Origin of the sequence: Mycobacterium sp. NS-7484 (assembly GCF_001953975.1) — a bacterium.
In the GTDB taxonomy this organism is placed as follows: Bacteria; Actinomycetota; Actinomycetes; order Mycobacteriales; family Mycobacteriaceae; genus Mycobacterium.
Genome location: NZ_MBEJ01000013.1, coordinates 1 through 11,678, shown reverse-complemented (window position 1 = coordinate 11,678; position 11,678 = coordinate 1). Strand labels below are relative to the sequence as shown.

The window sequence follows — 11,678 nt, the reverse complement described above, 5'->3', positions numbered from 1 at the left end:
CGCATTCCCGCGAGCATGAACGAGTACTGGGCGGACTTGGCCTGTTGTGCGGCCAGGTCCGCGATGAACAGGATCTGGCTGAAGGGGGTGGTGTGGTATGTGTTGCCGGTGGGAGGTCCAGGTGTGGCTGCCGTCGGGGTGTTGGATGTCGGTCCAGCCGTTTTCACCGGTCTCGAACGTTCTGATCAGGTGGTCTCAACGATTCTGTGAAAAGCGTTTCTGAGCGGGCGGACGGAGGCGCCTATGAACGGAAAGCGACTGTTCCAGGCACGACGGACCCTCACAGCCGGCGGCCACCCCGTCGCCAGTATCACGGTCACCGCGCGGCGACGGCCTCGTCATCCGGATCACCGACCCCGCCCGGGGCTGGTACGAGGTGTTCCTTGACGGAATCCACACCGAGAACCTCATCGACACGTTGACCGAGGACCCGACGGCGTGGGGGTGGCAGCCACCGAGGTGGCGATAACGGGTCGGCGGTCGGGCACATCCGCTGAAATCTGGAGCACAGAGCTGCAGTGAATTGGGCGAAGCTATCCCCTTTAGGCATCGCCATAGAAATGCGTACCTACCCGAGATGTAATCTCTTGCCAGTTCGCAACAGTCCGATGAGAGGGCTGTGCTTGCCGTCAGGGGGAACAGTTGGACACCAGTAATTGGACTGAGCACGAACGTGCCGTCCTCGCCGCTTATCGGGCCGGTCGCGAGTGCGACCTTTCACAGCCAGAATCCGACCCCGCGGAAGCAAAGCCACAATTAAGAGCCGAGGTTCTTTCCAGGCTCATCCTGTCTGCGCCGGGCAATGACGCGCCGCCCAGGCTGATCATAGCGGGGGCACATGTCACTGGCCTATTAGATCTGGGCTGCGCCACACTTGTTCCATTCCTCTTTAAAAATTGCACATTCGATAGCGAACCAATGCTTAACGATGCCAAGGCGGACTTCGTCGGGTTCGTCGACTGCAGTTTGCCAGGCCTGAGCGCCAGTCGCCTACACTGCAACGGGCCCGTGTGGCTTCATGGTAGTGAATTCTCACAGTCGGTTACTTTAGAAGACGCGCAAGTGATCGATCTGGTCGCGCATCACATTCTTCTCAAGACAGCAAATCCGATGGTCTCTGGCTTTATGGTAAGCGGGATGCGTGTCGAGCATGACATTAATCTATCCAGGTGCGAGATTAACGGCACATTGGTAGCGCGGAGCTGTCACGTTAAAGGATCCTTTTCGCTCTATAAATCCATTCTCACTCCGGGTAGCGGACGGGCATTCCTCGCCAGACTGTTACACGTTGGCGGAGATCTCCTTTGTGACGAAGGCGCATTCGGGGGACGTTTTGATATCGAAGGCGCAGAAATTGATGGTGCAGCTTATTTCGTTAGCGCAAAGATTGGGGACGAAAAGGAATCATTGAATCTCGACCATTCGATCATAAAGCTGGGGGTTCACGCATCAAAGCTAGTTGCCACTGGCACAGTGTCCCTGCATCACGCCACAGTTTCGTGTCAACTCAGCTTATCTCAAGCAACTATTACCACCTCTGCTGAATACGCGATTCGTGCGGATCACGCCATAATTCAAGGATCGCTAATACTCAAGGGGGGGGCTGAAGACGAATGCTCCCGTGTTGCTCCACGGCGCAGAAATAGAGTGCGGACTCAACATGAGGGGGCTCCAGATTGAGCTGGAAGATGCCGGCAGATTTGCAATCATGGCGGATGCTGCGAAAATCGGCGGCGATGTCATCGCTTTAGTCAAGAGTGTAGCCGGCACGCTTCTACTCGACTCTGCGAAGATCGGTGGTCGAGTGGCGGTAGGCGGGAATTGGTCGAAGCCTTTCAGTGGTAAAAGCATCATCCTCGATCGAACCACTATTAACAGTCTCGATTCAGCGAAGGGCCTCAGCTGCGAAGGCTCCATTTCTATTGCCGAGGCCACCGTTAACGGTCCGATCGACTTGGTAGAGTCGTCTGTCGGCTCCTCAGCCGGAAAGTCTATTGATCTCGGCGGAAGCCACATAAAAGGTGACGTGATAGCCCACCGCTCCGATCTCACCGGAGTATTCGATGCGCCACAAACAGTGATCGACGGCGATCTCCGCCTCGCCGATTCCAAGCTTCTCGGTACCCCGGCGCAGGATGCTTCGCGCGGGACCCCCTTCGATCAGCGTCGTGGTGGCCAATGGCGGGGGGTGTCGCTACGGTTGCGCGGAGCGCACATTCTGGGCGATGTAGATCTCAGAGGTGCAAATATCTCCCATAAACTGGATTTGACAACATCGACCGTAGGTCAGGTAGTGAATCTCGATGGCGCTTCACTGGGCGCTCAGGATGGCGATGCCCTAGTGGCGACGGACTCGCGTATAAACCAATTGCGACTTCAATTGCGCGAGCACCCCAAACGCCCGTTTGATTTACGAAATGCACAGGTTGAGGTTTTGGCTGATAGTGAGAAATCATGGCCTCCTCCGGGGTTTGCAAATATCGAGGGTCTACAATATCGACGAATTGATTCGAAACTCAGTAACATTGAGCGCTTAAAGTGGTTGGCCGCAGCGACTTCTAATTTTTCACCCCAGCCTTATGGCCAGCTGGCTTCGATGTACCGCGACAGCGGTAACGCTGACGAAGAGCGTGAAGTCAAACTACAAGCGACGAAGCGGATGTTCGAAGCACGCGGCAACTGGCAGCGCGCTTGGGGACTCTTGCAAAATATTGTGGTCGGATACGGATATAGGCCTTCGCGGGCTCTATTTTGGATCATAGGCCTATGGCTGGCTGGGACCCTCTGGTTTGCTTACGGGTCAGGTACTTGTAACTATGGTGGACTAGACCATTCCGGAGCTTGCCCGGTCAGCAGCGCGAATATCCCAACATGGAATCCGGCGCTGTTGTCCATAGATCTCCTGAGCCCATTCGCAGCCTTCGGCCAGGATAATGCGTGGCGCCTAACCGGAATATCCGCGTGGGTGGCCGTGTTTCTTACCCTTTCGGGCTGGATCTTGGTCACTACAATTGCAGCCGCAGTAGCACGCACATTGAAGCACTAGCCACTTTCCATTGGGGCTCAAAATCCCAGACCCGGGCGCCTTCAAAGGAGCAACGCCGACCGGGAGCCACCCATGCCCCGGCAGTGGGCAACCCCGTAGGGGCACGGCAGGCCCCCACAGTCCTGCCGTGGGGTGGCGGTCAGGCCGGCGCGGAGCTGGCTGCTCAACTTCGTGATGGCACGTCCCGGTCCGACCGCCAGTCTCGTCTTACGGTGCAACGTCTTCCAGCACCTTCAACAGCGCGCCCTCGTGCGGGAACGCGAACCCGACACGCATCACCACGCGGACGGCGACGCGATCCCCGGTGAAGAACGCGGAGGAATCCACAACCACCTCAACGTCTTTCCTGAGCACGACGAGGCGAGCGGCTTGGGAATGCCCCAAACGGCGCCGTCTACCGGTGCGTCCGGCGAGGTCAGCAGTGGGACGCCTGCGATCAGACGTTGGGCAGGCTTTATCGAATCAGCTTGCAGCAGTGGTTCGTGGGAACCAGGTGGGCAAATCCCTGAAGTTCAGGGGTCAGGGCTGAATGTATCCCGGCGGGTTGGGCGTATCCACCCACAGGTCCACGCCGAGGTCGCCGCCTGGCGTGCAGTTGTAGACAGACAGGTCGGTGACGCCGTTGTCGACCAGCACGTCCTCGCACAGCAGGCTCTGCCCGGTGAACTCACGCGCGGGTTTGTTGAAGATCGTGTACGCCGCGTCGGCGTAGACCTCGGGGCGGCGGGCCTTGGCCATCGCCTCGTCACCGCCAAGCAGGTTCTGCACCGCCGCGGTGGCCACCAGGGTGCGCGGCCACAACGTGTTGGAGGCGATGCCGGCCTCACGCATCTCTTCGGCGATACCCAACGCGCACAATGTCATTCCGAACTTCGCCATCATGTACGCGGTCGGCTTGAGCCACTGCGACTCCAGCCGGATCGGCGGGGACAAGGTCAAGATGTGTGGATTCTCGCGGCCTTTCATGTGCGGGATGCAGGCCTGGGACACCGCATAGGTGCCGCGGATCTGGATGCCGTTCATCAGGTCGAACCGCTTGAGCGGAACCTCCTCGATCGAGCCGAGGTTGATCGCCGAGGCGTTGTTGACGCAGAGGTCGATGCCACCGAATTGGGCCACCGCTTGCTCGACGGCGGCAGCCACCGAGTCACCGTCGCGGACGTCACCGACGATGGGCAGCGCCTGCCCGCCCGCCTCCTCAATTTCCTTGGCCGCGGTGTAGACCGTGCCCTCGAGTTTGGGGTGCGGCTCGGCCGTCTTGGCTACCAGCGCGATGTTGGCGCCGTCGGCGGCGGCCCGCTTGGCGATCGCCAGGCCGATACCGCGGCTGGCGCCGGAGATGAACATGGTCTTCCCGGACAGTGTCATGAAGACACGATAGGCCGATCGAGTTGTCGTGAAATCGACGGTTCCGGGCTGTGCCAGAGGGACGATGGGGGACGTCGTCACCGAACCGCACCACACCTGGAGGAGAACCATGAGCGCCGTTCCTGCCGGAACTGTCCTGACCTGTGCACACGAAGGCTGTGGGTGCCGGATCCGCGTCGAGTCGGAGTGTCACTGCAAAGGGCCCGAGACCAGCTACAAGTGCACCTGCGGCGCCGACATGGTGCCCGTCACCGAATAGGCACTGGATACGTCAGCCCGCGGCGTTGGGCAGCAGCGGCGGGCAGTTGCCCGCCGGGTCGGCGACCAGCTCGAAATGCCACAGCTCGTTGGCGTAGATCTGGCAGAGCCCGAAGCGCGCGCCGTTGGCGATCAGCCACTGGTCGGCCTGCGGCCCGCCGACGTCGACCGCCTCGCCGGTGACATGCCGGGATGCGGTCGGGGTCTGCACGTACTGGCGGGCGGCGGCCAGGCTGCCATAGGTCTGCACCGCCTGATCGAGCAGCGACTGCTGGAATGCGGCCGACCGCCACCCCGAGTTGATCGTCATGGTCACGCCGTCGGCGGCCGCGGCATTTGCGGCGTTCTGGATGGCGACCAGCAGCCGCGGTTCCAACCGGCCGATCGCCGGGTTCTGCACGTCGAACGGCGTCAGGACCTGCCCGTCGGCCAGTGATCCGTCACCCTGGGTCATCGGGACGGTGTCGTCGGCCAGGCGGATCTGCGGTGCCGGCGCGGACGTGCCGAACATGACAGTTAGCGCGGCCACGGCGGCCACGCCCGAGGCCACCGTCGTCCCCACCGTCATCGGCATCACCGGCCCCACATTACTGTGGCCGCCCAGTCGCCAGCGATTCCAAAGCCTCCAGCAACTCGATCTGTCTGCTTGGGATCAGACGGCGATTTCGGCGGTCACCGCGCCGGTGGCCCGGATCAGGTCGCCCGGGGCCAGCGCGATGTCCCAGCCTCGTTTACCGGCACTGCACAGCACCGTGTCGAACTGCAGGGCAGAAGCGTCGACGACCGTGGGCAGCGGCTTGCGCTGCCCCAGCGGTGAGATGCCGCCCACCACGTATCCGGTCGAGCGCTGCGCGGCCGCCGGATCGGCCATCTCGGCCTTGGGCACTCCCAGCGCCGCGGCCGCGGCCTTGAGCGACAGTTTGGTCGGCACCGGCAACACCGCCACTGCCAGCCCCTTGGGCAGCGCGATGATCAACGTCTTGAACACCTGTTCGGCGACGAAGCCGTCGGCAGCCAGTTCGGCGACCGCCTCGGCGCCGAAGGAATCGTTGCGGGGGTCGTGGCGGTACTGCACGACGCGATGGTCGATGTCCGCGGCGACCAGGGCGGCGATGGCCGGGGTTGCTGCGCGCGCCATCGGCACAGGGTAGCCGGGCATGCCGGGAACACAGCAGCACGTGCCCGCTGTTATTGCTCTCGACACCTGCTCAGCGCTACTTGTCGGTAGCACGCTCTAGGATCGTGAGGAGGATTCTGGTGCCAACCGTATGCCTGGAACGGCCGGCGGATACCCGGTGGTATTCCGGACGCCTTGGTGGCGCCGCGACAGAAGGGAAGGTGTTTCCCACGATGACTGACGTCGAGCAGGCCGAGCCTGACGCGCCGCAGCCTCCCGCCGAGACCGATGCCGAGCTGACCGCGCGCTTCGAGCGCGATGCCATCCCATTGCTGGACCAGCTCTACGGTGGCGCACTCCGCATGACCCGCAACCCCGCTGATGCCGAGGACCTGCTGCAGGAGACGATGGTCAAGGCCTATGCCGGGTTCCGGTCGTTCCGCGAGGGCACCAACCTCAAGGCGTGGCTGTACCGCATCCTGACCAACACCTACATCAACAGCTACCGCAAGAAGCAGCGCCAACCCGCCGAGTACCCCACCGACGAGATCACGGACTGGCAGCTGGCTGCCAATGCCGAACATTCGTCGACGGGGTTGCGCTCGGCTGAGGTGGAGGCGCTCGAAGCGCTGCCCGACACCGAGATCAAGGCGGCGCTGCAGGCGCTGCCCGAGGAGTTCCGGATGGCGGTGTACTACGCCGACGTCGAGGGCTTCCCCTACAAGGAGATCGCCGAGATCATGGATACTCCGATCGGGACGGTGATGTCCCGTCTGCACCGCGGGCGCAAGCAGTTGCGTGACCTGTTGGCCGACGTGGCCAGGGATCGTGGCTTCATCCGAGGTCAGCAACTTGGTGAACCGGAGGAGGTCTCCTCATGAGTGACGGCCGCGAGTCGATGGACGACGAGCGCTGGACCCCGCCGATCGGTCCGGTCGATCCAGAACACCCGGACTGCGCTGCGGTGATCGCCGAGGTGTGGACGCTCCTCGACGGTGAATGCACCCCCGAAAGCCGCGACAAGCTCAAGCACCACCTCGAAGAATGCCCGGCGTGCCTGCGGCACTATGGGGTCGAGGAGCGGGTCAAGCGCCTGATCGCGAACAAGTGCAGTGGTGAGAAGGCCCCGGAGGGGTTGCGCGAGCGCCTGCGCATCCAGATCAGCCAGACCACGATCATTCGGGGCTGACCAGGCGCTCAGCCTGCCTGGCCCGACGACAAACCGCCCGATCTCCGAAGAGGAGTCGGGCGGTCACAGTCTGCCGAAGCGGCTAGCGCACTGACTTCGAACCGGCGTTGGGACGCTTGCCGTGGTTCGCCTTCGAGTGCTTGCGATCCCGCTTCTTGCGGCCACGCTTGGCCATGATGTTCCTCCAGATGGTGTAAGAGCTTGCTCCCTAGTGTCTCATGGCCTGGGGGCAGCGTTGTCCACCCGGGGTTGTGGTTCGATATAGGCCGCAGAAGTAGTCGGGTTAGCAGCCGGAAGTGGGGTGAAGATGGCCGAGGACGTTCGCGCAGAAATCGTGGCCAGTGTGCTCGAGGTCGTGGTTCACGAGGGCGATCAGATCGGCGCGGGGGACACCCTGGTGCTGCTCGAATCGATGAAGATGGAGATCCCGGTGCTCGCCGAGGTGGCGGGAACCGTCACCAAGGTCAACGTCGCCGAGGGCGATGTGATCCAGGCCGGCGATCTCATTGCGGTGATCGACTGACGGGGAGCGTTCTCGCTCCCCACGCCCGCGGAAAGAAGTTGACTGATGTCCACCCTCGGTGACCTCCTCGCCGAGCACACGGTGCTGCCCGGCAGCGCCGTGGACCACCTGCACGCGGTGGTGGGGGAGTGGCAACTGTTGGCCGATCTGTCGTTCGCCGATTATCTGATGTGGGTGCGCCGTGATGACGGCGTGCTGGTGTGCGTCGCGCAGGTGCGGCCCAACACCGCGCCCACCGTGCTGCTTGCCGACTCGGTCGGCACCCTGGCCGCCGCCGGAGATCTCCCCGTCGTCACCACAGCCTTCGAGTCAGGCGTGATCGGTCGGGGAAGTGGTGGGACGCAACGACATTCGCCGGATCTGCCCGGTCTGAACGTGGAAGCGGTACCAGTGCGACACCGCGATCATGTGGTCGCGGTTCTGACGCACCAGACCGCACTGGCGGCCCGCCCGATGGCCAGCCCGCTCGAAGGCGCGTATCTGGATTGCGCCAGCGATCTGTTGCAGATGTTGTCCGAAGGCACTTTCCCCAATGTGGGCGACTTGGCGATGTCACGATCCAGCCCGCGGGCGGGTGATGGGTTCATCCGCCTCGACGAGGTCGGTGATGTGGTGTTCGCCAGTCCCAACGCGATTTCGGCGTATCACCGGATGGGCCTGGCCTCGGAGCTCGACGGACACAACCTGGTCGCCGTCACCCGTCCGTTGATCTCAGACCCGTTCGAGGCCCAGGAACTGGCCAACCACGTGCGCGACTCGCTGGCCGGCGGCTCGAGCATGCGGATGGAGGTCGACGCGGGTGGTGCGGCGGTGTTGTTGCGGACCCTGCCGTTGGTCGTGCACGGCGCCTCTGCCGGTGCTGCGGTCCTGATTCGCGACGTCACCGAGGTCAAACGACGCGACCGTGCCTTGCTGAGCAAGGACGCCACCATCCGCGAGATCCATCACCGGGTGAAGAACAACCTGCAGACCGTGGCGGCCCTGCTGCGGTTGCAAGCGCGCCGGACCAACAATCTGGAGGCCCGCGAGGCCTTGATCGAATCGGTCCGGCGGGTGTCCTCGATCGCACTGGTGCACGACGCGTTGTCCATGTCTGTCGACGAGGAAGTCAACCTCGACGAGGTGATCGACCGGATCCTGCCGATCATGAACGACGTCGCTTCGGTGGACACCCCGATTCGGATCAACCGTGAGGGTGCTCTCGGCGTCCTTGATGCCGACCGGGCCACCGCGCTGATCATGGTCATCACCGAACTGGTGCAGAACGCCATCGAGCACGCCTTCGACGTCGACACCCAACAGGGTTGCGTGACGATCCGGGCTGAACGGTCGGCCCGCTGGCTCGATGTCGTGGTGCACGACGATGGGTGCGGGCTGCCCGACGGGTTCAGCCTGGAGAAGTCGGACCGGCTGGGTCTGCAGATCGTCCGGACGCTGGTGACCGCGGAATTGGACGGGTCGTTGGGCATGCACGACGTCGATTCAGGAGGAACCGACGTGGTGCTGCGGGTGCCGATCGGACGGCGCAGCCGCGGCATCCAGTGAGGTCTCGGGTGCGTCGCGCGGGCCTGCGTGACGCGCTGCCGAAGCGGGTGGCGTTCTGCCCGCTTATCAGCGACTTTTCAGTGGCAATCGCGGCATCAGCCTCTGTGGCACCGTGGATCACACCGCCGCTCACCACTCCTGTCACTAAGAGCCAGACAGCTTCATCTGCCACGGATTTCGGCTTGTCCAGCTGTCAGCGACGGAGTCGCTGGCAGCCGGGCACTGGACAGGTGAGGTCCATGGGGCCAGAGATGTTCAAGTGAGAGAATGGGTCGGCGCCAATGGGTTTGGTGAGGCTGGAGTTGTGTGTGAGGCGATTGTCGCTCGATTGTCGCGCGAAGGCGGGCACATCGGACACCGCGGCGAAATCGGGAACGACTACCGATGCGACCTAGGCCCGCGCGTCACGGCACCGTTCCCAGCACCTCCACAGTGGGACATCAGTACCACTGAAGGAATTGCATGGCGCGAAATGTGAAATGTGACGACAATTACGCAATTTGCTGTCGATAAAGGCCCGAAAAATAAGCTATGGCCCCGACTTTCGTCAGGGCCATAGCTTTGCGTCGAGGTCTGCTGAATCAGACTCCGGTGCGGGCCTTGGTGCGGGCATTGCGACGCTTGAGGGCGCGACGCTCGTCCTCGCTCATTCCGCCCCAGACGCCGGCGTCCTGGCCGGAGTCCAAGGCCCAGGTGAGGCACTCGGTGGTGACCGGACAACGGTTGCAAACCAGCTTGGCATCAGCGATCTGAGCGAGCGCCGGGCCACTGTTTCCCACGGGGAAGAACAGCTCCGGATCTTCGTCGCGACAGACGGCCTTGTGGCGCCAATCCATAAGATCAAACTCCTCGTAGACATGTATGTGTGCGCGGCGAAGCGCACCAGATTTTCTTCGGCTGTTAACGCGTGCACACGAATGTTTCTGCACTGTTGCATTGATGCTTTCACAGCCTGAACAGATGTCAATAGTGTTCAGTTAACACGTGGGCAACGTCACTGCCGGGGCCGGTTCCTGGACCCCTCACTCCTGTGTACTACACTCAGATCCAGCTGCGCCCTAATTCCACCATAAGCGGTGTGTTTGCGCAGGTCAATCAGTTTTAATCGGCGGAGCGACGACGCTCAACGCCTCCGGTACCGACGTGAACGTCATGATTTCACGCGGGCCGATGTAATCCCCGTCAATCTGGCACGCGACAGGCGTGTCACTCGTCACGGTGACCGACGACACGTCGTCTTCCCGGATCAGATGCTTGGCCGCCAGGCGCGGGTTGCGGGACACCATCTGCCGTACCAGGCGCAGATTTGACCAGATGTTCATGCTCGTCGTGGCGAACACTCCCAAGCCGCTGTCGAACGTCGTATCCGGGTTGGTCCACACCGGGCGGCTGTTGGCGTAGGTCCAGGGACTGGAGTTCGACACGAACGCGAAGTGCACCCCGGACACCGGCTCGGCACCCGGTAACTGCACCGTCAGGGATGGGTCCTTACGGGCGCTGGCCAGAAATTCCCGCACGGCCACCCGGATGTAGCGCGACGCGGTGACCTTGCGTCCTTTGGCGCGTTGGGCCTCCACGGCGGCCACCACATCGCCGTCGACACCCATGCCCGCGGTGAACACGCCCCAACGCTCGCCGCAGTCCATCAAGCCGATCCGGCGCCACGGCCGGCCCAACCGGTAGCCGCCGAGCAGGTCGACAAGTTGGTTGGTGGCCTCGATGGGGTCGGGGCTGATGCCGAGCGCCCGGGCGAAGACGTTGGCCGAACCTCCGGGCACCACGGCAACTGCGGGTGCCAAAGCGGCATCGGGGCGGGATCCGCAATCGCCCAACACGCCGTTGACCACCTCGTTCACCGTGCCATCACCACCGTGCACGATCAGCACATCGACGCCGTCACGGGCCGCCTCACGGCCGATCTCGATCGCGTGACCTCGGTGATTGGTGTGTTCGACGGTCAGCGTCACCCGGCTTTCGAGCGCATGGGCCAGCAGGTCACGACCGGCCGGTGTGGTCGAGGTGGCGTTCGGGTTGACGATCAGCACGGCACGCACGGGGCATGAGCCTAACCGGGCAAGGTGTACGGCCGTTATTCGTGGATTTCGCCGTCCAGGTAGCGCCACTGACCCTCGACACGCTCGAACCGGCTGCGTTCGTGCAGGATGTGCCGCTTCCCGTCATGGACGTACTGGGCACGGAACTCGACCACACCGACAGTGTCTTCGTGGCCGCCGGCGTCGGTGTCGACGATCTGCAGCCGACGCCAGGTGATGGTCTCGTCGATGTCCAGCTCGTCGGGACGGGTGTCGGGATGCCAGGAAGCCAACAGGTAAGCGTCGTCACCAACAGCGAATGCGCTGAACCGTGACCGCATGAGCGCGACGGCCGTGGGAGCCGGGGCGCCGGAGTGCAGCGGTCCGCAGCAGTCGGGGTAGGCGCGGCCGGTACCGCACGGGCAGGGGTGGTCGGTCACGGGGCCAAGTATCCCGGTCTGTCCACGCGTCGTCCGAGCCGCCGAGATCGACGTGAGGGTTGTGAATCTCGCCGAATCGCCCCCCGGCCGTCGCTCTCGACGGCGCGAGGGCCCGGTACCGTACAGACGTGACTGCACGCTCGGACAAGCCCTGTTTTC

At 63.0% G+C, this 11,678-nt stretch carries 14 protein-coding genes; 7 read left to right on the top strand and 7 right to left on the bottom strand.

All coding sequences use genetic code 11. The features are described from left to right. The first annotated feature begins 642 nt into the window (after positions 1–642). Positions 643–1,680 carry a hypothetical protein gene (locus tag A5733_RS26920; protein WP_142253769.1) on the top strand — a complete coding sequence of 346 codons (1,038 nt, stop codon included), beginning with the start codon at positions 643–645 and terminating at the stop codon, positions 1,678–1,680. Beyond that, complete coding sequence (locus A5733_RS26915; RefSeq protein WP_142253768.1) at positions 1,661–3,046, top strand: hypothetical protein; 1,386 nt, start codon at positions 1,661–1,663, stop codon at positions 3,044–3,046. The genes A5733_RS26920 and A5733_RS26915 overlap by 20 nt, the downstream gene beginning before the upstream one ends. A 519-nt stretch (positions 3,047–3,565) precedes the next feature. Here A5733_RS26915 and A5733_RS02835 read toward each other — a convergent pair. Beyond that, positions 3,566–4,414, bottom strand: coding sequence for an NAD(P)-dependent oxidoreductase (locus A5733_RS02835; RefSeq protein ID WP_076238995.1), 849 nt, complete (start codon positions 4,412–4,414; stop codon positions 3,566–3,568). 109 nt (positions 4,415–4,523) lie between these two features. Here A5733_RS02835 and A5733_RS27810 point away from each other — a divergent pair, with 109 nt between their 5' ends. After that, positions 4,524–4,673, top strand: coding sequence for a metallothionein (locus A5733_RS27810; RefSeq protein WP_076239001.1), 150 nt, complete (start codon positions 4,524–4,526; stop codon positions 4,671–4,673). A 12-nt stretch (positions 4,674–4,685) separates the two neighbouring features. Here the strand turns inward: A5733_RS27810 and A5733_RS02825 are convergent, their stop codons facing one another. After that, positions 4,686–5,246, bottom strand: a complete 561-nt coding sequence (locus A5733_RS02825) for a M15 family metallopeptidase (protein ID WP_142253772.1) — start codon at positions 5,244–5,246, stop codon at positions 4,686–4,688. 78 nt (positions 5,247–5,324) lie between these two features. Then, positions 5,325–5,810: a Cys-tRNA(Pro) deacylase gene (ybaK, locus tag A5733_RS02820; protein WP_076238999.1), complete on the bottom strand. Its 486-nt coding sequence runs from the start codon at positions 5,808–5,810 to the stop codon at positions 5,325–5,327. 212 nt (positions 5,811–6,022) lie between these two features. Here ybaK and A5733_RS02815 point away from each other — a divergent pair, with 212 nt between their 5' ends. Together A5733_RS02815 and rsrA are read left to right on the top strand one after the other, a co-directional pair. Then, on the top strand, positions 6,023–6,670 hold the full coding sequence (locus tag A5733_RS02815; protein WP_067770899.1) for a sigma-70 family RNA polymerase sigma factor: 648 nt from the start codon (positions 6,023–6,025) through the stop codon (positions 6,668–6,670). Beyond that, positions 6,667–6,978: a mycothiol system anti-sigma-R factor gene (gene rsrA / locus A5733_RS02810; protein WP_076238994.1), complete on the top strand. Its 312-nt coding sequence runs from the start codon at positions 6,667–6,669 to the stop codon at positions 6,976–6,978. The genes A5733_RS02815 and rsrA overlap by 4 nt, the downstream gene beginning before the upstream one ends. Positions 6,979–7,060: 82 nt before the next feature. On the opposite strand, the gene A5733_RS28160 is transcribed toward rsrA, so the two are convergent. Beyond that, entirely contained in the window at positions 7,061–7,153 is a 93-nt protein-coding gene (locus A5733_RS28160; protein ID WP_003882799.1) for a 50S ribosomal protein bL37, read from the bottom strand. A 132-nt stretch (positions 7,154–7,285) separates the two neighbouring features. Between A5733_RS28160 and A5733_RS02805 the strand changes: the two genes are divergently transcribed. Next, entirely contained in the window at positions 7,286–7,501 is a 216-nt protein-coding gene (locus A5733_RS02805; RefSeq protein WP_003882798.1) for a biotin/lipoyl-binding carrier protein, read from the top strand. A 45-nt stretch (positions 7,502–7,546) separates the two neighbouring features. Continuing rightward, positions 7,547–9,046, top strand: coding sequence for a sensor histidine kinase (locus A5733_RS02800; protein ID WP_067770896.1), 1,500 nt, complete (start codon positions 7,547–7,549; stop codon positions 9,044–9,046). A gap of 581 nt (positions 9,047–9,627) precedes the next feature. Here A5733_RS02800 and whiB1 read toward each other — a convergent pair. The 3 genes from whiB1 to A5733_RS02785 form a co-directional block, all read right to left on the bottom strand. After that, positions 9,628–9,882, bottom strand: coding sequence for a transcriptional regulator WhiB1 (gene whiB1 / locus A5733_RS02795; protein WP_003882795.1), 255 nt, complete (start codon positions 9,880–9,882; stop codon positions 9,628–9,630). Between the two features lie 255 nt (positions 9,883–10,137). Continuing rightward, positions 10,138–11,100, bottom strand: coding sequence for a diacylglycerol kinase family protein (locus tag A5733_RS02790; protein ID WP_067770895.1), 963 nt, complete (start codon positions 11,098–11,100; stop codon positions 10,138–10,140). A 35-nt stretch (positions 11,101–11,135) separates the two neighbouring features. Further along, entirely contained in the window at positions 11,136–11,519 is a 384-nt protein-coding gene (locus A5733_RS02785; protein ID WP_067770893.1) for a YchJ family protein, read from the bottom strand. Positions 11,520–11,678: the final 159 nt, after the last annotated feature.

Bases quoted from the DNA above. Each gene is read 5' to 3' on its own strand.
- A5733_RS26915 (WP_142253768.1), top strand. From the start codon at position 1,661: ATGAGGGGGCTCCAGATTGAGCTGGAAGATGCCGGCAGATTTGCAATC.
- A5733_RS02835 (WP_076238995.1), bottom strand. From the start codon at position 4,414: ATGACACTGTCCGGGAAGACCATGTTCATCTCCGGCGCCAGCCGCGGT.
- A5733_RS27810 (WP_076239001.1), top strand. From the start codon at position 4,524: ATGAGCGCCGTTCCTGCCGGAACTGTCCTGACCTGTGCACACGAAGGC.
- A5733_RS02825 (WP_142253772.1), bottom strand. From the start codon at position 5,246: ATGCCGATGACGGTGGGGACGACGGTGGCCTCGGGCGTGGCCGCCGTG.
- ybaK (WP_076238999.1), bottom strand. From the start codon at position 5,810: ATGGCGCGCGCAGCAACCCCGGCCATCGCCGCCCTGGTCGCCGCGGAC.
- A5733_RS02815 (WP_067770899.1), top strand. From the start codon at position 6,023: ATGACTGACGTCGAGCAGGCCGAGCCTGACGCGCCGCAGCCTCCCGCC.
- rsrA (WP_076238994.1), top strand. From the start codon at position 6,667: ATGAGTGACGGCCGCGAGTCGATGGACGACGAGCGCTGGACCCCGCCG.
- A5733_RS28160 (WP_003882799.1), bottom strand. From the start codon at position 7,153: ATGGCCAAGCGTGGCCGCAAGAAGCGGGATCGCAAGCACTCGAAGGCG.
- A5733_RS02805 (WP_003882798.1), top strand. From the start codon at position 7,286: ATGGCCGAGGACGTTCGCGCAGAAATCGTGGCCAGTGTGCTCGAGGTC.
- A5733_RS02800 (WP_067770896.1), top strand. From the start codon at position 7,547: ATGTCCACCCTCGGTGACCTCCTCGCCGAGCACACGGTGCTGCCCGGC.
- whiB1 (WP_003882795.1), bottom strand. From the start codon at position 9,882: ATGGATTGGCGCCACAAGGCCGTCTGTCGCGACGAAGATCCGGAGCTG.